The 23,236-nt window shown below is 51.7% G+C and carries 21 protein-coding genes; 10 read left to right on the forward strand and 11 right to left on the reverse strand.

Annotated features, from left to right (window positions below):
• The first annotated feature begins 5 nt into the window (after positions 1–5).
• Together KHS78_RS10945 and nudC are read left to right on the forward strand one after the other, a co-directional pair.
• Positions 6–1,688 (forward strand): FimL-related protein, encoded by a 1,683-nt coding sequence (locus KHS78_RS10945; protein ID WP_211828377.1) that lies wholly within the window; start codon positions 6–8, stop codon positions 1,686–1,688.
• Positions 1,660–2,532 (forward strand): NAD(+) diphosphatase, encoded by an 873-nt coding sequence (nudC, locus tag KHS78_RS10950; RefSeq protein WP_211828379.1) that lies wholly within the window; start codon positions 1,660–1,662, stop codon positions 2,530–2,532. Before KHS78_RS10945 ends, nudC begins: the two co-directional genes overlap by 29 nt.
• Before the next feature lie 76 nt (positions 2,533–2,608).
• Here the strand turns inward: nudC and KHS78_RS10955 are convergent, their stop codons facing one another.
• Positions 2,609–3,385, reverse strand: a complete 777-nt coding sequence (locus tag KHS78_RS10955; protein WP_211828389.1) for a TSUP family transporter — start codon at positions 3,383–3,385, stop codon at positions 2,609–2,611.
• Positions 3,386–3,536: 151 nt separating this feature from the next.
• Between KHS78_RS10955 and KHS78_RS10960 the strand changes: the two genes are divergently transcribed.
• On the forward strand, positions 3,537–4,193 hold the full coding sequence (locus tag KHS78_RS10960; RefSeq protein ID WP_211828391.1) for a hypothetical protein: 657 nt from the start codon (positions 3,537–3,539) through the stop codon (positions 4,191–4,193).
• 81 nt (positions 4,194–4,274) lie between these two features.
• Here the strand turns inward: KHS78_RS10960 and KHS78_RS10965 are convergent, their stop codons facing one another.
• Positions 4,275–4,589: an SCP2 sterol-binding domain-containing protein gene (locus KHS78_RS10965; protein ID WP_211828393.1), complete on the reverse strand. Its 315-nt coding sequence runs from the start codon at positions 4,587–4,589 to the stop codon at positions 4,275–4,277.
• A gap of 263 nt (positions 4,590–4,852) precedes the next feature.
• On the opposite strand from KHS78_RS10965, the gene sohB reads away from it, so the two are divergent.
• The 3 genes from sohB (at position 4,853) to KHS78_RS10980 (ending at position 8,241) form a co-directional block, all read left to right on the forward strand.
• Positions 4,853–5,887 carry a protease SohB gene (gene sohB, locus KHS78_RS10970; protein WP_211828395.1) on the forward strand — a complete coding sequence of 345 codons (1,035 nt, stop codon included), beginning with the start codon at positions 4,853–4,855 and terminating at the stop codon, positions 5,885–5,887.
• A 27-nt stretch (positions 5,888–5,914) separates the two neighbouring features.
• Positions 5,915–6,916: a YhdH/YhfP family quinone oxidoreductase gene (locus KHS78_RS10975; protein ID WP_211828397.1), complete on the forward strand. Its 1,002-nt coding sequence runs from the start codon at positions 5,915–5,917 to the stop codon at positions 6,914–6,916.
• A 425-nt stretch (positions 6,917–7,341) separates the two neighbouring features.
• Entirely contained in the window at positions 7,342–8,241 is a 900-nt protein-coding gene (locus KHS78_RS10980) for an FkbM family methyltransferase (protein WP_211828398.1), read from the forward strand.
• Positions 8,242–8,590: 349 nt separating this feature from the next.
• Here the strand turns inward: KHS78_RS10980 and KHS78_RS10985 are convergent, their stop codons facing one another.
• From KHS78_RS10985 to KHS78_RS11010, 6 genes are all read right to left on the reverse strand, one after another.
• Positions 8,591–9,760, reverse strand: a complete 1,170-nt coding sequence (locus KHS78_RS10985) for a cation:proton antiporter (RefSeq protein WP_211828541.1) — start codon at positions 9,758–9,760, stop codon at positions 8,591–8,593.
• 208 nt (positions 9,761–9,968) lie between these two features.
• Positions 9,969–10,457 carry a DUF934 domain-containing protein gene (locus tag KHS78_RS10990; RefSeq protein ID WP_211828400.1) on the reverse strand — a complete coding sequence of 163 codons (489 nt, stop codon included), beginning with the start codon at positions 10,455–10,457 and terminating at the stop codon, positions 9,969–9,971.
• Positions 10,438–12,099 carry a nitrite/sulfite reductase gene (locus KHS78_RS10995; protein ID WP_211828402.1) on the reverse strand — a complete coding sequence of 554 codons (1,662 nt, stop codon included), beginning with the start codon at positions 12,097–12,099 and terminating at the stop codon, positions 10,438–10,440. Before KHS78_RS10995 ends, KHS78_RS10990 begins: the two co-directional genes overlap by 20 nt.
• Before the next feature lie 336 nt (positions 12,100–12,435).
• Complete coding sequence (locus KHS78_RS11000; protein ID WP_211828403.1) at positions 12,436–12,633, reverse strand: DUF2970 domain-containing protein; 198 nt, start codon at positions 12,631–12,633, stop codon at positions 12,436–12,438.
• Between the two features lie 54 nt (positions 12,634–12,687).
• Positions 12,688–13,863: a hypothetical protein gene (locus KHS78_RS11005; RefSeq protein WP_211828410.1), complete on the reverse strand. Its 1,176-nt coding sequence runs from the start codon at positions 13,861–13,863 to the stop codon at positions 12,688–12,690.
• Positions 13,864–14,044: 181 nt separating this feature from the next.
• The gene (locus KHS78_RS11010) at positions 14,045–16,027 is read right to left on the reverse strand and encodes a monovalent cation:proton antiporter family protein (RefSeq protein WP_211828413.1); all 1,983 of its coding nucleotides are present in this window, start codon (positions 16,025–16,027) and stop codon (positions 14,045–14,047) included.
• Positions 16,028–16,249: 222 nt separating this feature from the next.
• On the opposite strand from KHS78_RS11010, the gene KHS78_RS11015 reads away from it, so the two are divergent.
• Positions 16,250–16,504 (forward strand): glutaredoxin family protein, encoded by a 255-nt coding sequence (locus KHS78_RS11015; RefSeq protein ID WP_246506347.1) that lies wholly within the window; start codon positions 16,250–16,252, stop codon positions 16,502–16,504.
• Between the two features lie 35 nt (positions 16,505–16,539).
• Here the strand turns inward: KHS78_RS11015 and KHS78_RS11020 are convergent, their stop codons facing one another.
• The 3 genes from KHS78_RS11020 to nagB are packed head-to-tail and all read right to left on the reverse strand — an operon-like array spanning position 16,540 to position 19,734.
• The gene (locus KHS78_RS11020; protein ID WP_211828415.1) at positions 16,540–17,751 is read right to left on the reverse strand and encodes an ROK family protein; all 1,212 of its coding nucleotides are present in this window, start codon (positions 17,749–17,751) and stop codon (positions 16,540–16,542) included.
• A complete protein-coding gene (gene nagA, locus KHS78_RS11025) occupies positions 17,751–18,932 on the reverse strand; it encodes an N-acetylglucosamine-6-phosphate deacetylase (RefSeq protein ID WP_211828417.1) in 1,182 nt (393 codons plus the stop codon). Before nagA ends, KHS78_RS11020 begins: the two co-directional genes overlap by 1 nt.
• 1 nt (position 18,933) lies before the next feature.
• On the reverse strand, positions 18,934–19,734 hold the full coding sequence (nagB, locus tag KHS78_RS11030; RefSeq protein ID WP_211828419.1) for a glucosamine-6-phosphate deaminase: 801 nt from the start codon (positions 19,732–19,734) through the stop codon (positions 18,934–18,936).
• A gap of 246 nt (positions 19,735–19,980) precedes the next feature.
• On the opposite strand from nagB, the gene nagE reads away from it, so the two are divergent.
• The 3 genes from nagE (at position 19,981) to KHS78_RS11045 (ending at position 23,192) form a co-directional block, all read left to right on the forward strand.
• Complete coding sequence (gene nagE, locus KHS78_RS11035; protein ID WP_211828421.1) at positions 19,981–21,417, forward strand: N-acetylglucosamine-specific PTS transporter subunit IIBC; 1,437 nt, start codon at positions 19,981–19,983, stop codon at positions 21,415–21,417.
• A gap of 308 nt (positions 21,418–21,725) precedes the next feature.
• Positions 21,726–22,079, forward strand: a complete 354-nt coding sequence (locus KHS78_RS11040; RefSeq protein ID WP_211828423.1) for a PTS sugar transporter subunit IIB — start codon at positions 21,726–21,728, stop codon at positions 22,077–22,079.
• A gap of 237 nt (positions 22,080–22,316) precedes the next feature.
• Positions 22,317–23,192, forward strand: a complete 876-nt coding sequence (locus tag KHS78_RS11045) for a cation diffusion facilitator family transporter (RefSeq protein WP_211828425.1) — start codon at positions 22,317–22,319, stop codon at positions 23,190–23,192.
• Positions 23,193–23,236: the final 44 nt, after the last annotated feature.

The following is a 23,236-nucleotide window of genomic DNA, read 5'->3' on the forward strand; positions in this document are numbered from 1 at the left end:
ACCCCATGGCGGGAGTCAATGCACTGCATCCCCTGCGTGATGAGTTGGACGCCACACTCCAGCACGCGGTTCAATCCCTGGAACATTTTGCTGAAGCACAGGACCAGGGGGTATCGCTGCAGGCGTGTATTGATGACCTGCAGCAGATCGGCGGCATCCTGACACTGATTGAGCTCAATGGGGCAGAGCTTCTGGTTATAGAGCTCACAGAACTGGCTCTGCTGCTGACCCCGGGCAGCATGACGGTAACCGATGACCGTCTCGATTGCTTGGGACGGGGTTTGTTTATTCTGGAACGTTACCTCGATTACGTCGTAACCCAGCGTGATGAGTTGCCTGAGCTGTTGCTGCCAGAGATTAATCGGGTCAGGAAGGCCAGGGGGGAAGCAGCCTTACCCGAAAGCTGGTTTTTTTCCGTTCGGCTGGATGTGAAGTCTGAAGCGTCTGCCCCTCTGGTCAAACCACTGGAAAGCAGAGGATCACCCATACGTCGTTTGAGGCAGATGTATCAGGTGGGTTTGCTGGGCATGATGTCACAGGAAAAGCCCTACGCAGGGATTAAACTGATGCAGCGCAGTATGCTGCATCTGCATCGGTTGTCTCAAAAGGAAGCGATTACGGAATTGTTTCTGGTCGCCGCGGCCTGCCTGGAAGCCATTACCGATGTCGAGATGGCTTTAACGCCGAACCGGCGGATTCTGTTTTCCCGTCTGGATCAGCAGATACGTCGGTTGCAGTTGCATGCCGGTCAGCATGTACTTGATATTCCCCGGTTGCACCAGAAAGAGTTGTTATATTTGCTGGCTTTGGCTGATAGCGGTAGCGAATTGGCGCAGGCGGTCCGGAATCGTTACAAGATCACAGCGCTCCCGTTCAATGATGTTTCGCTGGGCAATGCCCGGCAGGTGATGTCCGGGCCGGATAACGGGGTGTTCCAGTCGCTGTCTGAAGCGTTGGGTGAAGAGTTGGCGACAGTGAAGGATACGCTTGACCTGCTGGAGCGCGGTGCTGGTCAGGATCCGGATTTTGGTGAGTTACAGAATCATATTGCCCGCCTGGGTAAAACGCTGTCCATGACTGGTCTGCATTCGGCGTCGAATACCTTGCAGCGACAACAGCCACTGGTCAGGCAATGGCATGATGTGGGGGCTGTCGGCACCTCAGAAGAGCTGGACTCCGTTGCTGAGGCTGTGCTGTACGTGGAGACGATGGTCAGTGCGTTGAGTGCTGGCAGACCATCCGTCGAGCCAGGAGCCACGGAAGAACCGCATGAAGAGGATCATGTTACTGAGCGGCACTTGCTGGAAGCCAGTACCGTTGTGCAGTCTGAAGCAGTGGCCGGTATTACGCTCGCTAAGCGTGCTGTGACCGCCTACCTTGAGTCAGACTACGACAAGATCCATTTGGAAAGTTTGCCGCGTTCGCTCTCAGCCATTGCGGGTGGACTCTATTTTCTGGATGAGGATCGTTGTTCCGATATTCTCCAGTATTGTGCCCAGTTTATCCGGGAGCATATTATGGAACAGGAATCCATCCCGTCTGATCGGGTGATGGAAGTGTTTGCTGATGTGCTTTCCAGTCTGGAATTTTACCTGGAATCCCTGGATATCCCGGCAACAATGCCGTTTGATGCACTGAGACTGGCAGAGAACGCTCTTGATGAACTGGGGTATCACGTTGCCGCCTGAATTAACTTCCCGTCGTACTTTGGACTCTCTGGACCGGCGTAAGCTGACAGATAAGGACACGGGTAAGCCTGTTTATGCCATAGTGTTTGCTGGCAGGGAGTTGCTGCTGAATAAGCAGGGCGCTATGTATTGGTCATGCAGTGCGAAGGGGGTGCCGGACGCGTTTTCCCGGGAAAGTATTGTGCAGCACTATGTATTGGGGAGTGATTCCCGGGCCATTTTTCATGCGGTTGAGCTTGCTGGTGCGCCCACTGAAGTCATGCGTGAAGACCTTCGTAATGCCATGGCGCAGACCGCTGAGTCAGATGGTGAGCCACTGGCAATGGCTGCCTCATTACTGAGTTGGGGACGCAAGACACAGTACTGTGCGGCTTGTGGCGGGACATTGACAGCTATTCCTGCAGAACGTTACAAGGCTTGTGCGCAGTGTCAGGCGCATGTTTATCCGCCGGTGTCACCCTGCGTCATTGTACTTGTCAGCAAAGGTGATGAAATCCTGCTCGCCCGCTCCCCACGCCACAAGCCCGGTATGTTTACGTTGTTGGCGGGATTTGTAGAGCCGGGAGAAACCGTCGAGCAGGCGCTGGCTCGTGAGGTATATGAGGAATCGGGCGTTAAAGTAAAGAACCTCCGCTACATTGCCAGTCAGCCTTGGCCGTTTGCCCATAATCTGATGCTGGGTTATCACGCTGAGTTTGAATCGGGTGAGCTTGTGTTAGATAAGGATGAACTGGAGGCGGGTGGCTGGTTTCACATGGATCAGCTGCCAGAGTTGCCCCCGATGTTTACGCTTTCCCGGCAGTTGATTGAGCAGCACCTTACCGGTAGAAAGACGGTTTCATAGGTGTTGGCTGGAATGGAGAGGTTGGCTCTCCATTCGATGCGGTATTGCTTGTTGTATAAAACAAAAAGAAAGCGGGTTAGAACCAGTGTTTGATGACCAGATGGATTGAGATCGCCAGGATAACGAGAATAAAGACCGGTTTGATGAATCGGCTGCCCAGTCGAACGGCCGAATGCGCACCAAGCAGGGAGCCTGCCATCAATGAGATGCCCAGACCGATACCCAGCATCCAGTTTACGTGGCCCAGCCAGGCAAAGGTCAGCAGTGAAATAATGTTGCTGATGAAGTTCATTGCCCGTGCGGCGCCTGAGGCCAGGAGCAGGTTCAGGCGATGGAAGCTCATATTACTGACGGCCCAGAACGAGCCTGTGCCGGGGCCGGCAAACCCGTCATAGAAACCAATAACCAGCCCCTGTAAAGACTGTATGATACGGTTGGGTTGGATGGTGGTTTTTTGGACAGCATCATCTTTTTTGTTGGATTTATGCAGTAGCATATAAACGCCGTTGGCGAAAACCGCCAGGGGCAGCAGTCGGTTAAGCCACTCTGTAGACACCAGGTCTACGCTGATTGTGCCAGCGGTTGCGCCGACGGCAGTAGCGCATGCTGCCAGTATCCAGTACCGGGGGCGGAAGATACCTTTCCGGTAGAAGGTGAGAGAGGCCATGAAGCTGCCAAAGCTGGCTGACAATTTGTTGGTGCCCAGGCTGATATGGGGAGGAATGCCGGCCGAAAGCAGTGCCGGGATCATAAGGAGCCCGCCGCCGCCAGCGATCGCATCCACAAATCCGGCCAGAAAGGCGACGATGGATAAAACAGCAAAAAGTCCCGGGTCCATTGAAAGTTCTAGCATTGTGATCTCAGGATAGATTAAGTGCACTTAACAGAGTGCCAACATTTTACCTTAGCCCCTAAAGCGATGGTGGACAATACCGTGTCGACAAGCTGAGCTTGGGTGGTAGGGCTGATATTTCAGGAAAACGTGAGCGGGGATAGACAATACCATGGTCATTGCCGTGATGACATTGATCGTAGCCATAGTCGCGCTGGTTCTGCTTTGGCTGGCAGGGCGTCTGTTGCTGGATATGCGCTGGGTGGTAGGGTGGCTCAAAGGTACATTGGGATTGCTGCTGTTATCAGGTGGTTTTTGCATTCTGGTCGTTGGCTGGGATCTTTGGTATTACCACACATTGCAAAATGAGACAGTGGTTGCCACGGTCAGTTTTACCGAGACAGCACCCCAGCAATACGAGATGACGCTGACAGGCGGAAAATCCACGAAATTGACGGTACCTGTTCAAGGGGATCTGTGGCGGGCAGAGTTTGCTGTCGTGAGTGTGGCACCGGATATGGCGGATGGACTCCCTGCAGAACCGATTTACCGATTTCAGGCTATTCAGAGCCGATACCTGACCCTTGAACAGGAGCAGGAACAGGGGAGTCAGCGGGTGGCACTCCACAGACCCTACGCGGATATGGATAGCTGGCCGGTATTGCTTTGGTTCAATGATCAGATCAGCGTATTGCAGGCGCAGGAAAAACTGACACCCTATATGCCGATGGTTGATGGGGTTATCTTTAATGTATTGCTGTCTGTGGATGGGGTCAGGGCAGAGCCTGTGAATGAGGCCGCAAAGACCATTAGCGAGAAACTTAATTAGCGTTTTGGAAGTTAAGGCAAGGAAGATAAATGTCAAGGTAACCCGGTGTCAGGTTACCTTGATGAGGAGATTCCGCAGTGCTTAGTTAGGGAACAGTTCGCTCAGCTTGGTTGCCAGCATCATGTCGCCTTCAGCGCGCAGTTTACCCATCATGAATGCCTGCATGCCGTCCACTTCACCGGTCATGATGCCGATCATGGTTTCGGTGTCCATGATCAGTGTGACGTTGGGATCGTCGTTGGCACCATCGACAATATCAAGACCACCGTCCTTGATCAGCAGGTGATAAGTGTCGCCATCTTCAATGTCAAACTGGAACACAAGATCAAGACCGGCAGCGGCATCGGAATTGAACTTGTCTTTCATCTGCTCGAATACTTCAGTGATACTCGCCATTGTCATGTCCCTTATTGCTTTCTGCTGTGGTGCGTAAAAAAGTGAGTAACCCAACATAATAGGCTGCGCTGAGATTATTGGTATTCACCGGGGGTGTCAATAAAAAATCATACACTTGTTTGAATCTTGAATAGGTGAATAACGCAACAGCTTGGTGGTGTTTGCAGTATGGCATGCTAAAAGCATTTCGGTAGCGCAGAGCTATGGTTTATCCTATTGGCAATTTGTAGGTGTGATCTCATTATTGACTCAGGAGAGATGCATTGGAGTTTCTTGCAGAACTTGGATTGTTTCTGGCCAAGGCGGTCATTCTGGTAGGTAGTATTCTGTTGATCATCAGTGCGGTTGCGTCACTGGGCCAGAAAGGTCGCAAAGAGGGAAAAGGGCATCTTGATATCCGCCATCTCAATGATGACATCAAGGATATGAAAACGGCGCTGGAAGAAGCGGTTCTTGACAAGCAGGTGTTAAAACAGCAACACAAGGCCCTGAAAAAAGAGGAAAAAGCGCGTAAAAAACAGGGGGCTGAATCCCCGGAAAAGCGGCTGTATGTACTGGATTTTCATGGTGATATCCGGGCCTCTGCCGTAGCGCACTTTCGTCAGGAAATTACCGCGGTGTTGAGCCTTGCCCGCCAGGAGGATGAAGTGCTGGTGAAGCTGGAAAGCACCGGCGGCATGGTGCATGCCTATGGGCTGGCGTCGTCCCAGTTGGAGCGTATCAAGCAGCGGGGCATTCCACTAACGATAGCGGTCGACAAGGTCGCTGCCAGCGGTGGCTATATGATGGCCTGCCTGGCGGATCGAATACTGGCTGCGCCGTTTGCGGTGTTGGGCTCCATTGGTGTGATGGCACAGTTGCCCAATATTCATCGGCTACTGAAAAAACACAATGTGGATGTTGAACTGCACACGGCCGGTGAATTCAAACGTACCCTCACAGTGATGGGTGAAAATACTGACAAGGGGCGTGAAAAGTTTATCCAGGATCTGGAAGATACCCATGTGCTGTTCAAAGAGTATGTGGTTGAACAGCGTCCTGTGGTGAATATTGAGGAAGCCGCAACCGGTGAGATCTGGTACGGCAAACGGGCGCTGGATCGACAACTGGTCGACGAACTGAAGACCAGTGATGAATATATCTGTGATGCGGTTAACGCGGGCAGCCAGGTGTACCAGGTGACCTGGAGCCAGAAAAAATCCTTGCCGGAAAAATTCGGTTTCAGTGCGCAGAAGGCGTTGGAGCAAACCGTGCTTTCCTGGTGGGATCGCTTGACCGCCAGCCGTTTTTTTTCATAGCGCCGCATTTGTGTAGGTGAATGTGTAATGACAACGTTCAAGGCCCTGTGGGTCGACAAGAAAGCGAATGAAAGCGTCTATTCCCTGTCGTTGATCGATCGTGAGGTTGATGCCTTGCCTGCAGGGGATGTGCTGGTTCAGGTGCAGTATTCTTCCCTGAATTTCAAGGATGCCCTGTCAGCGAAAGGGAACAAAGCGGTCACCCGTCAATACCCTCACACACCGGGTATTGATGCGGCAGGTATTGTCGAGCAGTCCAGTGACGGCCGTTTCCAGCCCGGTGATCGGGTGATTGTTACGGGATATGACCTGGGCATGAATACGCCAGGTGGCTTTGGTGGTTATATTCGGGTGCCGGGTGACTGGGTGATTCCCTGTCCGGAGCCCTTGTCACTGCGTGACAGTATGGTCTTTGGTACGGCGGGTCTCACGGCAGCGCTCTGTGTTGAAAAGCTTCTGCAGATGGGGTTGGCGCCTGATCAGGGCGATGTCTTTGTCAGTGGCGCAACCGGTGGCGTTGGCAGCCTGAGTGTGGCGATTCTGGCAAGGTTGGGTTTCTCGGTGGCGGCCAGCACCGGTAAATTGGAACGGGCCGATTATCTGACTGAACTTGGTGCAAGTAAGGTCATTGACCGTGAAACCATCGCTGATGGATCGGAGCGTCCCTTGTTGCCGGAATCATGGGCGGGCGCTGTCGATACAGTAGGCGGCGATATTTTGTTCAATATCATCAAGTCGCTGAAATACGGTGGCAGTGTTGCCTGTTGTGGTCTGGTCTCATCTCCCAGTTTTCAGGCAACGGTGTTTCCCTTTATCCTCCGTGGGGTCAATCTTCTGGGCGTGGATTCTGTTGAGCTGCCACGGGAGAAAAAAGAGGCGATTTGGCAGTTGTTAGCGGGTCAGTGGCAGCCGGATGGGCTGGAAAAAATGACCACTGAAGTGTGTCTGGCAGAGCTGCCGGAATACATTGAAAGTATTTTCAAAGGAAAACAGGTGGGTCGTGTCTTGGTCAATTTGCAGGAAATCTAGTGATTGATTGCCGTCCATTTAAGTATATCTGCCCCAAACGGTGTGGAAGGTAGGCTAGCATGGCCGTCAGGATAAGGGTCCTGACGGTTTTTTCCCACCATGATCCAAAAATGTCCTTATCTTCAGGTTCTATTTGACTCACTTCAAAAATCATCCGCTCTTCTTGCAAGCCTTTTCGAGGCGTTATGCGCCTAAACTGACTGATTCTGCCAAAGAGTAGAGTAGAGTTATTAACTCTATTGTTTCATGCAAAGTCAATCAGCGACCCGGATATATTGCAGAATATTGGCAGCTCTGAGTACGCTCAGATAAACACTATACTGTCTGATCTTCAAGGTGGAGTGTTTCATTAACGGCTGGCTGGCGTAATCAAAGATATCCCCTAATACTAGTATAAAAGCTGAACTGCAAGTTTCGGGGGGGGTATGAAAAGACAAGAAGACATACAGTCTACGAAAAGAAACAGGTTTATTCGTCAATTTGTGTACTATTTTTTAAGGTATTTGTCAGAGAAGAATAGTGTTCACCATCCTACGATGGTTGGGTTTTCCTACGATGCAATATTGCACAAAATAAATGTTGATGGTTTATATGAAGTAGATGAGCTTGAGGCGCTGTCAAAAGTATTGGGTTTGAGTGCAAAGCGTAACTCTACAGCTCTGGACATTGGTGCAAATATTGGTAATCATTCAATTTATTTTTCAAAGTTCTTTTCGAAAGTGATTGCTTTTGAGCCGAATCCGAAAACATATAGACTGTTGGGTATTAATACTGAAGATATATCTAATATTGAGGCGAAAAAAGTTGGCCTTAGTGATAAAAAAGATATCTTGAATTTCAAGATAGATAAAACAAACTGGGGAGCTTCAAGGATTACTGGAGAAGATTTAAATTATGATGCCTCTTCCTTTATTAATGTTCATGTTGAATCCTTGGATGATGTTTTAAGTGATCAAACCTCTCGAATAGAGCTTATTAAGATAGACGTAGAGGGTCACGAGTTAAGGGTGTTACAGGGAGCAAAAAACACGATTGAACAACATAAACCCATTATCTTGTTTGAAGAGGCTTGTATTCGTGAAGGTAGCAGCGAAGTCATTGATCTACTTCGTACTTATGAGTACCGATTTTTTGTTTTTGAAGAGAATTTTTTCTTTGGTGAAAGTAAGGTTGCTATATTTCTGAAGCTGCTTCTGCAAGACATCTTTAGAAAGCGTATTTATGTAAAGCAGCGAGAAGTTTTTGATGATAGGTTTTATCATTTTATTATTGCAATTCCAAATTCTAAGCATTGTCTCTTGAATAATGTGTCTTTAGTTGGTTAATAAGGTATGCTGAGCTGCCTCGAATAGGTTTGATCATGGTAATGACAGAAAGTCTTTAGTTTTCGATTTAAGGGGTCAGGGGTGTATGCAAGAGTGGTTGACGATTTTTGAGTGGTTTATGTTGTAATTTTGGTTGCTTGTATTCAGTCTCGGGAAATTCAACAGGGTATTAAAAATGTAGAAGTGAAGGCCCGTTACCGTTACTTGATCCTAAACAGAGAATAGCTTTCAATTGTAGTCCCGCTACCAGGGTTGCTAGCGGGATACTCATGACTATATCGCTTCCATAAGATGAGTGGTTTCAGTGTCAGGGATCTTGGTCATATTGTCAGCGTCCGATTTATAATGGCTAGTCTCGTCGCAATTTATCCGAAATGGCAATCGGAGATTCGTAAGTAAAGACAACGATATAGGATGAGATCAGCAGTGTCAGGATGGCTGTTGCCTGGATAGTGTGTGAGGCAATGCTGTCAATAATGGCATGGCTGGATGCGACGCTGGCGATCAGGATGGAAAATTCACTGTTCTGACCCAATCGGGCACCCACTTCCCAGCCGGTGCTACGCTTTTCGCTCACCTTGCGCAGGAAGTAGCGAAATACGGGCGGCTTAAGCAGAAGGCAGATCGCCGAGAGCGTCAGCATCGGCATGAATACGTCATCAAGCAACGAAAGATCAAAGCTGGCGCCGGTTGAGAAGAAAAATAGAATCAGGAAAAAGTCTCGCAGGGGCTTCAGGTTAATAGCGATATATTGGGAAATCGGACTGGTAGCCATACTGATGCCGGCAATGAAGGCGCCTATTTCTGCCGATAAACCAATGGCCTGAGCCAGTTCTGCCATGCCCAGGCACCAGCCAATGGTCAGTAGAAACAGGTATTCATGGTACCGGTCAAACCTCGCCATTAACGGCAGGATAATGAACTTGACACTAAGGAACCCGCCAATTACCAGCAACGGCAAAATACCCAAAGGGATCAATAAGGTAGAGTAGCCATCGCTGATATTGTCGCCATTCTGGAGTAGCAGTAGCAGCAGTATGGCCAGTAAATCCTGTAACAGGAGCAGGCTGATCAACAATTCACCTGTGTGTTTATGGTGAAGCACGGTTGTGGGAAGCAGCTTGATCCCGATAATGGTGCTTGAGAACGTCATGCTGGCGCCGATGATCAGGCTCTCCAACTGGGAAAAGCCAAACGCCAGGGCGCAGATATAGCCTGCTGAAGCAAATACCAGTGAGCTCATTACACCGACAATGGCGGTTTTTCGCAGCATGTGAATCAGGTGTGCAGGCTGCATATCAAGCCCGAGCAGGAAGAGCAGGAAAATAATACCGGCATGAGAAATGTCGTTGAGCAGCTTGGTATCGGACACCATCTCCATACCGTAAGGGCCAAGGATGGCGCCCAGAACAATGTAGCCGACAATCAGGGGTTGGCGGGTATACAGGATCAGCGTGGACACTACGGCCGCACCTGTAAAGATGAGGAAGAAAGAGAAGACCAGAGAACCCGAATCCATGTCCATGTATATGTTCTGTTTTTCGAGAGTATAAACGCTCGATGCCTGTCCGGTATAGCCTACAACCGGGCGCCGAGGTCAGCTCCATAGGTCCTGTATAGTTATGTAATCGGTGTTTTGCCCCAGATGTGAAGTATTAACGCGAAAAAAAGCCGTTTTTTCATAGAGATACCCGGATTCCCATGAGAATGGGCATCCGGGACTGGTTTCAGCGGATGACAGGCGTAGAAGAGTCCCCCGCATGCTGATAGGCCACGCTGAAATCTTCCAGGCTTTCAATGGCAGATTCAGATTGTGCGGGATCAGCCAGGGCAAAACTGTCAAACCCGCAGCGAGAGAGGTAGTAAAGCTGATCACGGTGAATGTCACCAATCGCCCGCAGTTCACCGGTGAAACGGTATTGCTGACGCAGCAAGCGGGCAAGGGAGTAGCCACGGCCATCGGTAAAAGCCGGAAAATTGATGGCAATAATCAGCGCCTGGTTTGGGTTACCAGAGATTTCTTCCGGGGCTTCGTGGCTATCCAGCCATAACCCTGCGGGAAGGGATTCGCGTTGTGTGTTGTCTATCAAGGTATTCCAGATAGACAACGGAACGAGACTGTTTGCCTGCGCTGTCGAGGAGTCGAGCACTTGTGTTGTGATGATCTCAAAGCTGTCATCGATAACACGTTGATTCTTAATGATCTTTCTTGGCATATGCCCGCTCCTTGAAAGGCTCAAGACCGATACGGCGAGAGGTGGCGATGAATGTTTCACCATCAACACGCTGTTCTACATAGACGTTCAACAGGCGTTCCAGAACATCAGGGACATCATATCGGCTGAACGACGGGCCAATGATCTTGCCGAGTGACGCATTGTTGCCAGAGGCGCCGCCAATCTGGATCTGGTAATACTCTTCGCCTTTCTTATCAACGCCTAGAATCCCGATATTACCAATGTGGTGATGCCCACAGGCATTCATGCAGCCTGAAATATTAAGCTCCAGGTCGCCGAGGTCGTGAAGGTAATCGATATCGTCGAAGCGACGCTGGATGGCTTCCGCCACCGGTAGCGACTTGGCATTGGCCAGGGCACAGTAGTCGCCACCGGGGCAACAGATAACATCAGTGAGCAGCCCAAGGTTAGGGGTCGCAAAGCCCGCGTCACTTAATGCTTGCCAGAGGGCGTAAAGCGATGCTTTCTGCACATCCGGAAGGATCAGATTTTGCTGGTGGCTGATGCGAAGTTCGCCAAAACTGTATGCCTCTGATAGATCGGCCGCGATGCGCAGCTGCTCTGTGCTGATGTCACCGGGTGCATAGGCCGTACTTTTGAGTGAGAGGGTCACGGTGGCATAGCCGGAGCGCTTGTGACCTGAAACGTTGCGGGTGACCCAATGGTCAAACGCCTTGTTGTCTGCACGTTGTTGATCAGCGTTGGCTGGCGAGGTTGGCAGAGACTCATAATCGGGGTCGCTAAAGTGATGACTAACCTGAGCGAGTGCCTGTTCTGTCAGTGTGCCTGGGCCATCTTTAAGGTTTTCCCACTCGGCATTGACCCTCTGGCGAAATGCATCAATGCCCAGCGCCTTGACCAGAATTTTGATGCGCGCCTTGTACTTATTGTCCCGTCGGCCAAACCGGTTATAGGTGCGTAGAATTGCATCCAGGTACGTCAACAAGTGCTGCCAGGGAAGGAAGGGGGTAATCTCAGTGCCAAGCATAGGGGTTCTGCCCAGTCCGCCTCCCACCAGTACACGAAAGCCTATTTCGTCTTTTTCATTTCTTGCCAGTTCCAGGCCGATGTCATGGGCCTGGATGGCGGCGCGGTCTTCTCTGGCGCCATTAACTGCAATTTTGAACTTACGCGGCAGGAACGCGAATTCCGGATGAAAGGTTGACCATTGGCGAATGACTTCGCACCAGGGGCGGGGGTCTTCTATTTCATCCTCGGCCACACCGGCAAACTGGTCGGTGGTTGTGTTGCGGATGCAGTTGCCACTGGTCTGGATGGCGTGCATTTCGACACTGGCCAGCTCGGCAAGAATATCGGGCACTTGTTCCAGGGCAGGCCAGTTCAGCTGGATATTCTGGCGGGTGGTCAGATGGGCATAGCCCTTGTCGTAGGTCTCGGTGATGTCGGCAATCTTTCGCAGTTGTGTGGCGCTGATCATGCCGTAAGGTACCGCGATGCGGAGCATCGGCGCGTGGCGCTGAATATAGAGGCCATTTTGCAGACGCAGTGGCAGGAACTGCTCTTCACTAAGTTCACCGGCGAGATAGCGTTCGGTCTGATTGGCAAATTGCCGGACTCGCTCCGCTACCAGTGTTCTGTCATGCTGATCGTATTGATACATGGTGTGTCTTTTTTCTGGCCAGACATCCTGCCTGGCATTGTTTTTATTGAGGAATAATTGTTGAGCAAAATACCAATGCACTCATATATTTAAAAGTAATATTTAGTCATAGATATCTATATAAAAGTAATAAAAAAGACCGCGGCTTGTTGAATCTGCTGACATTCGCTAGTCTGGACGGGTGTCTCTTAAAGCAATCAGGAGGGGAAAGAATGTCTCAGGAAACTGAACAGACCGATAGCAAGGTTGATGCGTGGTCGGCCGTAGCACTGATCATGATTGTGGTGGTGGCTGCCGTCTACTGGGTGAGTGGCCAATAAAGCGGTTATCGTTTATCTAGCCCAGTACCGTATTGACGATACTGATCAGGACAATAATAAAAATAACGGTGAACAGTATCCCGGCAATAATGAAGTGGCCGGGTTTTCCTTCAGTGAAGTCCCTTTCACGATTGCGGTTACTCTGAACACCAAAGGCAGCCGCTACCACGCTTTGGATAACTCGAAAAATACCTGATCCTTTTTTATCTGTCATAGTGTCTCTTTATCCGATGTTCGCACTGTGAGCTGACGACGCTATCTTGAGAGTCTACTCATCAGCGAACTGCTCCTCCAGTATTGTGTAGGATGTTGGACCCGGCCAGTACCCGTGAAGTTCGACATGCCGTTGGCCAGTCAGCCAGTGGCCGAGAGGTTTTTCCCAGCGAATGGTGTAGTAATCGCTGTTGATCATCCCGATGAATTTCAGTTCAAGCTTCAGATGGTCAGCATTCAGCGGAATATTGCCGAATGTTCGAGTGAGGCCGCCGCTGAGTTGTGTCTGCTCGTGAACTTCGCCACTCTCAGTGCTGTAGTAGAGGTCAGCGTCAACGATATAGCTGCCGTGGGTGTTGTTGAGAATGACCTGGAAGGAGTTAATCATCCCAATCCATGAAGGAATGATGGTTGTACCATCCATCGAGGCAAAGCTATAGGCGATGGGAACCAGCGTTGTCGATACGGAATTTGCACTGGCAGGCCAGGTATGGGTTGAGATAGCACCTGTAGATTCTGTTTTAAGGAACGACGCTTCTGCAGAGCCGCTACCGAGCATGCTGTCAATGTTGCTGGCTTTCCCCGTGATGCTCCATGATGCCGTGTCAGATAGCGAGCCGGCATTCATACCGCTCTTGGCCCAAATGATCCCCGTGACCATGCCAAACCCTTGGGAGATGCCATGATCGGCGTCATACATATTGACCTTGGCGGCCTCAGATTGCAGCCAGGTCATGTTGTCACCTATGACATTAATGGGGTTGTCAACGCGTTCATGGGAGGAAACAGCCCACTGGGTGGCAATAGAACCGCTTTTATTGAATTTCCACTGCACTGTTGTGCCGACTTCCGGTGAAGAGGAGCTGTCCTGTGATGGAAGCTTGTCGCTCAGATTGATGTTGAACTGTGAGGTGTTCACATATTCGGTTGACAGCTTCATGACCTCTGACATGGGGGTTTTGCTGGTGATAATATTCGGCACGATCCCGATACGTTCGAATTCACCGGTATTGGTATTGATATAGCCAATTGCCCCGGCTGTGATGGAGGTATCCAGGTTCCAGTTACCCCAATGGTCAGGCTGGTCGGTTCTAATCAGGTCGGTAAAGGTTCGGGTCCATAAACCCCGATCAGGCATCGCGCTTGTCAGGCTGGTGCGTTGAACATCGGCCCCGGCCGTTGATACCAGGAAAAGGCTGGTGAACAAGAACGGTATTTTTACAGAAAACATGATTTACCTCCCGGCCGTTGCCGGTCAGTAGTGAATGATAAGTTGTATGGATGGGAAAAGATGACTTTGAGCGCCAGCTATGGGTTGTGGGGGGGAAGAGGCGCCACTGCCAGTATAGATCAGTCTGTATGTTGTGAAGGAAGCCGGATGGGTGTGTGGACCATCCGGCTTTTGTAGAGGATTACTGACCGCTAAGCAAAACGGTTTCAGCGTGTTCGATCTGTTCCGGTGTACCGTTAATCAGTACAACGTCATCAGGGTGGAGTGAGGGGTCGTTACACAAAGGAAGGGAGTTATTGTCACGAGTCACCCTTTGTACATAAACCCCGGTTTTCTCAAGCGGGATTTCGGACAGTCGTTTGCCGACAGCATAGGCTTTTTCTGGCAGGGTCACGGCGTGCAGGAACTGTTGGGGATTACCGTCAATATCGTGCAGCGCTTCGCTGGTGCCAAAAAAGGAGCCGTGCAGGATGTTGTAGTGCTGGCGCCGGACGGCATCAATGCGCTGGGCGACTGCCAGCTTGTTGTGCCCCAGCAAATGAAGGACGTGGCTGATAATCAGCAGGCTGGATTCGAGCACTTCCGGGAATACTTCCGTTGCGCCGTCTCGTTTGAGGGTGTCCATCATCGCGTCATCCCGGGTGCGAACCAGAATCGGGATGTCGGGATTCGCGCTGCGAATTTTCTTCAGGGCGGCGTGGGCATTTCGGGAGTTGTTGATGCAGATTGCCACCAGTCTGGCACGATTGAGACCTGCAGCTTCCAACAGCTCCAGGCGCTGACAGTCCCCATAAAACACCGGCATGCTGGCGCGTGTTGCCTCGCGGACATGCACAGGGTCGTCATCCAGTACGGCGAATGGCAAGCCTTCCTTATCCAGAAAACGGCTGATCGCCTGGCCGACGCGGCCATAGCCGCAGATCAGGATATGGTTATCCATCGTTTCCGTTTCCTGTCGGATACGGTCGGCAGATGAAATCATGGTTGGCCGCTTTTTCCGTTCACCGGTCAGGCGTTCGGCAATGGTTTCACTGTAGCGGATCAACAGTGGTGTCACGGCCATTGAGACGATGGTTACTGAGAGGATCAGGGAACTGGTGCTGGTTGATAAGAACTGGTTGTTGGCCGCCAGTGCCACAAGTGCAAAGCAGAATTCGCCGCCCTGGGCCAATGACAGGCCGGTACGGATAGCGGCTTTTCGATCAGGGAACACGAAATAGCTCAGCTGACTGATTAGCACTGCTTTGAACAGTATGAGTCCGGCGCTGGCCAGGAGGATCAGGTGCCACTGGCTCAGGAACTGATCCAGATCCAGCATCAGGCCAATGGAAACAAAAAACAGACCCAGCAGAATGTCACGGAAAGGGCGGATGTCTGCTTCTACCTGATGGCGGTAATGGCTTTCTCCCAGCATCATTCCGGCGACAAAGCCGCCCAGTGCCATGGATAGAGACAGCAGATGTGTCAGCCATGATGCCAGTAGGGCAACTACGATAGCGGTGAGGACAAACAACTCTTCGGAGCGGGCCCTGGCGATTTCATGAAATATCTTTGGCATCACCCAGCGGCCAATCATCAGCATAAAGACCACAAACAGGCTGCCTTTGGCCAGACTGATGAGTAGCGACATCGCCAGTCCGGACTCGCCAAAGCCACCAACAGCGGGAACCAGGATAAGAAAGAATACCGCCGCAATATCCTGAAAGATCAGAGTGCCAATCGCCAGCTGACCATGGTCAGAGCGGATCTCGTTTCGGCGAGACAGCTCTTTGGAAACAATGGCCGTGGATGAGAGGGATAACCCGGCTGCCATGACCAGTGCACCGGCATGGGAAAAACCCAGCAGCAGGCCGCAGAAGCCGATTAGCACGGTGCTGATGAGTACCTGGAGGCCGCCCAGTCCAAACACAACCCTGCGCATGGCCAGCATATTCGATAGTGAGAATTCTAATCCCAGGGAGAACAGCAGAAACACCACACCCATTTCGGCAAGCAGGCTGATATCGAAGCTGCTGTCGATGACGCCGGTGGCTGTCGGACCAAGGATCAGTCCTACCACCAAATAGGCTAGGGTGTCGGAGATACGCAGACGATGGAAGACAGCAATACAAACTACTGACAGGGAGAAGATAATAAGAAGTTGGTTGAAAAAGCTGAAATCCATGCAGTCCCCTGTTACGACAGTTAGTTATTTCGTTGTCATTTCTGATCTGCATAATGTGTTGCAGTCAGTTGATTTATCACGTTATTTTACGCGTGCTTGTAGTAAGGTGACAGACGGGAATGTTATTACTACTAACTATATCTGTAAGTATTGTTTACATACTTCATTCATAAAGAGCATAGTCCAGTGTCAGGTGCTCTGACTGACCAGAAGGGGGTTATCATGATCACGCTGTTCCTCTACACAACAGAGTGCTGCCATCTCTGTGAGCAGGCCCTGGACATGCTGGTGAATCTGAAGCCCACAGAGCCTTTTGCCCTGGAGTTGATTGATATTGCCGAGTCGGATCAGTTGATTGATCAGTACGGCGAACGAATTCCGGTGGTGCAGGTTGCGCCAGACGGTCACGAACTCGGCTGGCCTTTTGATGCTGGACAGGCACTGGCCTTGCTCGAAAGGGCAAAAGAGGCGTTGTAACAAACACTTCAGGGCTGTTGATTACACCTGCCCTCTTATTCGAGTAATTGACCTAGCAGGCTGCCATCGCGAAGTGCGCGTTTCACCAGCGCGGTGCCACCGAGCCAGCGTTGCTGGCCGAGTGGTGAGACTTCCAGTATCGGCGCGCGAGAAATGCCTTGTACCGTGCCAGTCTCCATACAGTGCTGAATGACAGGCGCGATCACTGGAAATGCCGCTGCTATTTCTCCGGAAAGGATAATCTTCTCAGGACGTATCAGGTTTACGTTCATCGCAATGACATTCCCAAGATGCTTTGCCACATCCTTGAGGACATTCACGGCCAGTGGTTCAAGGTTGACAGCCGCAGCGCAGATCTCTGCGATATTCTTGTTTTCTAATGGGTAGGAGTCCGTGGCAGGCTGGTGATCGCGTGATAGCTGATTATAGCGATTTTCGATGGCTGGATTGCAGACCAGTGTTTCCAGGCAGCCAAAATTACCGCAATAGCAACGTTGCCCCAGGGGATCGACCTGAATATGCCCGATTTCACCGGCAGCGCCCAGGCAGCCTTCATAAAGTTCGCCATGGATCATCATGCCGGCACGCACGCCATTATGAATGCTGATAAACAGGGCGTTGTTGCAGGTTTGTGCCGTACCAAAGTAGTGCTCGGCAAGGCACATGGCGGCAGTGTCATTACCGATGTAACAGGGTATTTCCAGCGCATGCTGGACGCTTTGTGCCAGAGCCAGCTGGTTAACGGTAATGTTCGGCATGAAGTGCACAATGCCGGCGTGACTGTCGATCAGGCCGGGTAGTGTAATTCCTACACCCGTCAGCGCGGTTATATGTTGCGTATTGGCACTGATGAAGTGGCGCATGGCGGTGATCAGGCCTGCACAGAATGTCTCTTCTGAATCGGTTGAAGCCTCAACGGTTTCTTTCTTGATGAGCTTTCCGGAAAGATCACATAATCCCAGATGGAAGTGGCTGCGGCCCGCTCTCACTGCAAGTAACTGTCGTGCGGCAGTATTTATGGCGAGAGAAACTGGGCGTCGCCCGCCAGTGGAGGCCTGTGAGGCGACTTCCTGTACCAGATGGTTGTCCATCAGCAGGCGAGCGATACGGGTCAGTGTGCCGGGCGCCATCAGGCACTCACGGGCGAGTTGTATCCGTGAAATCGGACCTGCCTGATCAATGGTGCGATAGACCGTGGCAATCGGTTGTAGCCTGAGTTCCTGTCCCGTAGATTCCGTTTTGATCATTATCTATTAAGCGTCCCGTCACGCCAGTCCATGAGTACGCCGTCCGACACGGTTGCAGTCACTGAATGGTGCATGTCCAGAATGGTCAGGTTTGCCTGCATGCCCGGTTTGATCTGGCCGATGTGGTCATCCATGCCAATGCTGCTGGCCGGTGTTGCGGTTGCCATGCAGATGGCCTCGGCCAGTGGGATATGGACGTGATCAATACTATTTTTGACCGCCGCGTCCATGGTCAGTGCGGAACCACCGATCGTGCCATCGGCACTGAGGCACTTGTCGTCGCGATAATACACGGTCTGGCCGCCGAACTGGAACTGCTCGATCTGGGCACCAGCGGCAGGTGTGGCATCGGTAACCAGGCAGAGCCTGTCACTGCCGAGTAGCCGCCACGCGAGACGGATATTCTGCCAGTCCACATGTATGCCATCAGCAATGATGCCTGCACAAATATGCTGATCATCCAGAATGGCGCCGACAGGCCCGGGTTCGCGGTTGGTTAACGGTGGCATGGCGTTAAACAGGTGCGTGGCAAAAGCTGCGCCGGCTATGATGGCTTGCTCGACTTCTGTGCTGGTGGCCGCAGTATGCCCTATGGCGACCCGGATACCCGCGTCCGTCAATTGCTCAATGGTGCCTGCCGGACAGACCTCGGGGGCCAGTGTCACCATGCTGATGGTATTGCTGTTATCACAGATCAGACGAAGCAAAGCGGAATCAGGCTGTCGAATCTGTGTGGCATCATGAATACCCTTGCGATTAGGGCTTAGCCAGGGGCCTTCCAGGTGAAGGCCGGGCACACGAAACGGATGGTGGTGCTGGTACTCCCGCGTGACTGCAATGGCAGTCTGGATATCGTTATCATCACAGGTGATCAGTGTCGGCAGGAAACTGGTGCAACCATGACGAAGGTTGGTCTGGTGCATGGTATCCAGTGTGCTGGTGCTGATGTCACTGTTGAACAGAACACCGCCACAACCGTTCAGCTGTAGATCAATAAAGCCAGGGCAGAGCCATTGCCCGTCCAGCGAATGGGCTGCCATGCCTGCTGGAAGCTGGTCATCACGGACGATGGCGTCAATGGTTCCATCGCTGATGATGACAGCGTGATCTTCCAGTATGCTGCTGTCTGAAACGATGATGCCGTCGATGAGGGCAAAGGTGTTTGTTTGTCCGATGTCCATGTCAGAATCCCTGGATATGCTCAGCTTCGATGCTTTCAAAATACCGGAGGGTGCGAACCGTCAGGTCCAGGGTGGCGGCCTCATCACAGACGAGCAGCGTTTTGGCGTGCAGCTGAAGGGCTGAGATCGTCCACATATGGTTGATGGGGTCCTCCACGGCGGCTTTGATCGCCCGGGCCTTACCGGAACCGGTGGCCAGAATCATGACTTCATCGGCATCCATAATGGTGCCGACTCCGACAGTTAATGCCAGTTTGGGCACCTGATCGATATCCCCCTCAAAAAAGCGTGCATTTGCCTGGCGGGTGTTCTGTGTCAGGGTTTTTGTCCGGGTGCGGGAGCGCAGGGAAGAGCCGGGTTCGTTAAATGCGATGTGCCCGTCATGGCCAACGCCGCCAAAAAACAGATGGATACCTCCGACGGCGGTGATGCAGTCTTCGTAGCGCTGGCATTCAGCATCCAAGTCATCGGCATTGCCATCAAGGAAATGGACATTGGCAGCGGGAATGTCGATATGCCGGAACAGGTTCTCTTCCATGAAGGTCCGGTAGCTTTGGGCGTGTCCGGCGGCAAGTCCAACATATTCATCCATGTTGAACGTGATGACATGCTTGAAACTGAGATCGTCTTGCTGGTGCAGACGGATCAGCTCCCGGTACGTCAATAGCGGCGTGCCCCCCGTGGGAAGACCCAGCACAAAAGGGCGGTCCGGGCCTGGATCGAATGCCCGAATGCGGTCTGCGATGTAGCGTGCTGACCAGAGTCCTGTCGCCTGGGCATCTCGCAGAGGGATAAGACGCATGGATTATCTCCCGGATAGTGGTGTGAAACGGTTCCGATGAGGGCTGATGCGTACCGATTCTGACAACGGATGGAATCTGCCAATAATTTACATAATAAAATAATAGGTGACTTAAAGGTCAAATAATTTTGATTTAATCCGTTTCTATTGACCTTCGACAGAAATTTTCCGGTTACATATTTCACGCAATAAAAAAAGTGGGTACGATGATGCCGTAAATGATTAGCTAACCGAGGGGAACCTGCCGTGAACATCTTCAGTTACCTGCAGAAGCTGGGTAAGGCGCTGATGCTGCCTATTGCCTCGCTGCCTGTTGCAGCCCTGTTGCTGCGACTCGGGCAGCCCGATTTGCTGGATATTCCGTTTATGGCGGAGGCCGGCAATGCCATTTTCAGTAATCTGCCGCTGTTGTTCGCGATGGGTATCGGGGTGGGACTGTCCCGTGATGGAGCCGGTGCTGCCGCCATTGCCGGTGCGATTGGCTACTTCGTGCTGACCAGTGCGGCGGGCACGATCAATGACAGCATTAACATGTCATTCTTCGGCGGCATTATGGCCGGTATCGTTGCCGGACACGTCTATAACCGTTTTCATGCCACGGTCTTGCCCCAGTATCTGGGTTTTTTCGGAGGCAAGCGCCTGGTGCCGATTATTACCGGTCTGATCATGTTGCTGGTGGCCTGGGTCTGTGGTTATGTGTGGCCGGTGATCCAGTCCGGTATTGATGCCTTTGGTCATGGTGTTGCAGAGTCCGGTTCCGTGGGACAATTCCTGTACGGCACCCTCAACCGGGGCCTGATTCCCTTTGGTTTGCACCATGTGCTGAATTCTTATTTCTGGTTCGGCCTGGGTGACTTCACCAATGCAGCGGGTGAGCTGGTGACCGGCGATTTGAACCGGTTCTTTGCGGGTGATCCCTCTGCAGGGGTATTCATGGCAGGTTTCTTCCCCGTCATGATGTTTGGTTTGCCGGCTGGTGCATTGGCCATGTATTTGGCAGCACCGAAAGTGCGTCGGGCGCAGGTCGGTGGTGTGTTGTTCTCCGTGGCACTGACGGCTTTCCTGACCGGGATTACTGAACCCCTCGAATTCATGTTCATGTTCCTGGCGCCAGCACTGTATGCCCTCCATGCGGTGTTAACGGGGTTGTCTCTGATGATTTCCAACCTGCTGGGCACACTGCATGGCTTTGGATTCTCCGCTGGTCTGTTTGATTTTGTTCTGAACTGGGGCCTTGCCACCAAACCAGAGGTATTGCTGCTTCAGGGGCTTTGCACGGGTGTTGTTTACTTTGTGAGTTTTTATGCCCTGATCAAGTTCATGAACCTCAAAACACCAGGTCGTGACGAAGAAGTGGCTGAAACAGAAACAATAACGGCGGTTCAGCCAGCCGCGGCGGCTGCTATGGAAGCAGCAGATACACCCACCGGAAAGGCGCAACGTTATCTGGTACTGCTGGGTGGGGTTAAGAACCTGGAAACCATTGATGCCTGCATCACACGCCTGAGACTGAATGTCCATGTGCCCGTTGTTGCCAGTGATGCCGAATTCAAGGCGCTGGGTGCCAGTGGTGTGATTCGGGTGGGTGAAAAGAGCATCCAGGTGGTGCTCGGCCCTGAAGCCGAAACCATCGCGGGCATCATGAAAACGATGCAGGTTACCGAGGCTGAACCGGCATTCTGATCAGGCTGTCACCTGGCCCTGTGCTTTGCCCGCTCGCTTCAGGTAAAGCACAGGGTTACCACGTTCCTGTCCGTATTTGGTTGAACATTTTGCTGGTGATGAATAGGTGGTGCCACTGCTGTTGGGGTTAGGAGTTGATGAATTGTCTGTCAGAGTACCTGCTATCGCTGATATCAAGGCTGTTGTCAGGCGTCTCTCTATACCGCAATGCAGAGAATTGGCTCGTCAGACGCTGTCACTGGAATCAGCGACAGCGGTTCGGCATCTGGTGGCAAATCAGGTTTATTCAACAGGGAAGTAGCATTCTAATGGGATTTTTTGACAAAGTTAAAACGGCATTTAATCGTCCAGCCGCAGCCGCAGCCGCAGCCGCAGCCGCAGCCGCAGCCGCAGAGCCAGCCTGTGTTTCTGCGAATAGCGATGACAACACGGTCAGGCTGATAGCAGACTGTAGTGAGGCTTTAGGAGGGCGGGAGAATATTGCCGGTCCTGTACAGGTCGCCATGACCCGTGTGCGGGTTGAAGTGCTGGATCCGGCGCGTGTGAACCGATCGCAGTTGAAAGCTTCAGGGTTGCTGGGCCATATGGTGATAGGCGATACCATTGTGCATCTGCTGGCAGGTGATCAGGCGACTGATCTGGCGAAAGGTCTGCAGTCCTGATGCCATCGTGGCAGGCCAGATCCCTGGGAGGGAAGCGCTGTCTTCCCTTCGTCATGTGATGCTCCTTGTCTGAAAACTTTGTTAACCCTTTGATATGAAATCACTTCTTTAGCTGGATTGAAGTAATCTCGATAACGATTTTGCTTAGCGCGCCTAACCGTTCTGATCTGGTTTCCCTGCTATAAAGCCGTTAATGTAGAGGCTGGGATTCTGAAAGCAAACTAGATAAAGCATTTTATGGTTAACTCAAATGCACAGCGTAATGCGCGGCTGCTCAGGCTGGCATCCACGGCATCCGTTGTCACGGCTATCGTACTGATTGTCGCGAAGTTGTTCGCCTGGTGGGTCAGTGGCTCGGTCAGTATGATGGCGACGGTCATTGATTCCATGCTGGACGCCTTTGCATCGCTGATCAACATGGTAGCGGTCTATATTGCGCTCAAACCCGCGGATGAGGATCATCACTTCGGCCATGGCAAGGCGGAGCAGCTGGCGGCGCTGGCGCAGTCGGCCTTCATTGCCGGTTCGGCTATTTTCCTGATTCTGCATGCGATCAACGATCTGACCAATGACGTGGAAATCGGCAATGAGCAGGTTGCCATGATGGTTATGGCCTTTTCGATCGTCTGCACCCTGATATTGCTGGTCATTCAGAACTATGTCATTCGTGAGACCGGATCCATTGCGATCAAGGCTGACGAGATGCACTATCGCATGGACCTGATTACCAATCTCAGCGTGATTCTCGCGCTGGCGCTGGCCGCTGCGGGATACCGTGAGGCTGATGCAATTTTTGGTATTCTGATTGCGCTGTATATGCTCAACAGTGTCCGGAAAGTAGGGTGGGAATCTATCCAGATGCTGATGGATCGAGCCCTGCCGGAAGAGGAACTTGAGCGTATTGAAAAGACCATTCTCAGTGTTGAGGGTGTTCAGGGGGTTCACAACCTGAGAACCCGTATCTCCGGCGCGCTACCCATTATCCAGTTTCACTTGGATGTGCAGGGTGATCTTTCCGTCAGGCAGGCACATGATATCGGCGGGCAGGTCAAACAGGCCATTCTGGCGTGGATGCCTGAGGCGGATGTGACCTTTCATTTGGACCCCAATTAGAACGCCACATCTCCTTACCTATAAAAAAGGCTACCGGAAACAGC

The sequence above is a fragment of the Kistimonas asteriae genome (assembly GCF_018263925.1).
Taxonomy (GTDB): Bacteria; Pseudomonadota; Gammaproteobacteria; order Pseudomonadales; family Endozoicomonadaceae; genus Kistimonas; species Kistimonas asteriae.

Excerpts from the sequence above, each read along its gene's own strand:
- KHS78_RS10995 (WP_211828402.1), bottom strand. The coding sequence starts at position 12,099 with ATGTATCAATACGATCAGCATGACAGAACACTGGTAGCGGAGCGAGTC.
- KHS78_RS10990 (WP_211828400.1), bottom strand. The coding sequence starts at position 10,457 with ATGCCAAGAAAGATCATTAAGAATCAACGTGTTATCGATGACAGCTTT.
- KHS78_RS11005 (WP_211828410.1), bottom strand. The coding sequence starts at position 13,863 with ATGTTTTCTGTAAAAATACCGTTCTTGTTCACCAGCCTTTTCCTGGTA.
- KHS78_RS10960 (WP_211828391.1), top strand. The coding sequence starts at position 3,537 with ATGGTCATTGCCGTGATGACATTGATCGTAGCCATAGTCGCGCTGGTT.
- KHS78_RS10955 (WP_211828389.1), bottom strand. The coding sequence starts at position 3,385 with ATGCTAGAACTTTCAATGGACCCGGGACTTTTTGCTGTTTTATCCATC.
- KHS78_RS11010 (WP_211828413.1), bottom strand. The coding sequence starts at position 16,027 with ATGGATTTCAGCTTTTTCAACCAACTTCTTATTATCTTCTCCCTGTCA.
- KHS78_RS11000 (WP_211828403.1), bottom strand. The coding sequence starts at position 12,633 with ATGACAGATAAAAAAGGATCAGGTATTTTTCGAGTTATCCAAAGCGTG.
- KHS78_RS10945 (WP_211828377.1), top strand. The coding sequence starts at position 6 with ATGGCGGGAGTCAATGCACTGCATCCCCTGCGTGATGAGTTGGACGCC.
- KHS78_RS10980 (WP_211828398.1), top strand. The coding sequence starts at position 7,342 with ATGAAAAGACAAGAAGACATACAGTCTACGAAAAGAAACAGGTTTATT.
- KHS78_RS10975 (WP_211828397.1), top strand. The coding sequence starts at position 5,915 with ATGACAACGTTCAAGGCCCTGTGGGTCGACAAGAAAGCGAATGAAAGC.
- nudC (WP_211828379.1), top strand. The coding sequence starts at position 1,660 with ATGAACTGGGGTATCACGTTGCCGCCTGAATTAACTTCCCGTCGTACT.
- nagA (WP_211828417.1), bottom strand. The coding sequence starts at position 18,932 with ATGGACATCGGACAAACAAACACCTTTGCCCTCATCGACGGCATCATC.
- nagB (WP_211828419.1), bottom strand. The coding sequence starts at position 19,734 with ATGCGTCTTATCCCTCTGCGAGATGCCCAGGCGACAGGACTCTGGTCA.
- KHS78_RS11045 (WP_211828425.1), top strand. The coding sequence starts at position 22,317 with ATGGTTAACTCAAATGCACAGCGTAATGCGCGGCTGCTCAGGCTGGCA.
- KHS78_RS11040 (WP_211828423.1), top strand. The coding sequence starts at position 21,726 with ATGGGATTTTTTGACAAAGTTAAAACGGCATTTAATCGTCCAGCCGCA.
- KHS78_RS11020 (WP_211828415.1), bottom strand. The coding sequence starts at position 17,751 with ATGATCAAAACGGAATCTACGGGACAGGAACTCAGGCTACAACCGATT.
- KHS78_RS10965 (WP_211828393.1), bottom strand. The coding sequence starts at position 4,589 with ATGGCGAGTATCACTGAAGTATTCGAGCAGATGAAAGACAAGTTCAAT.
- KHS78_RS10985 (WP_211828541.1), bottom strand. The coding sequence starts at position 9,760 with ATGGATTCGGGTTCTCTGGTCTTCTCTTTCTTCCTCATCTTTACAGGT.
- KHS78_RS11015 (WP_246506347.1), top strand. The coding sequence starts at position 16,250 with ATGATCACGCTGTTCCTCTACACAACAGAGTGCTGCCATCTCTGTGAG.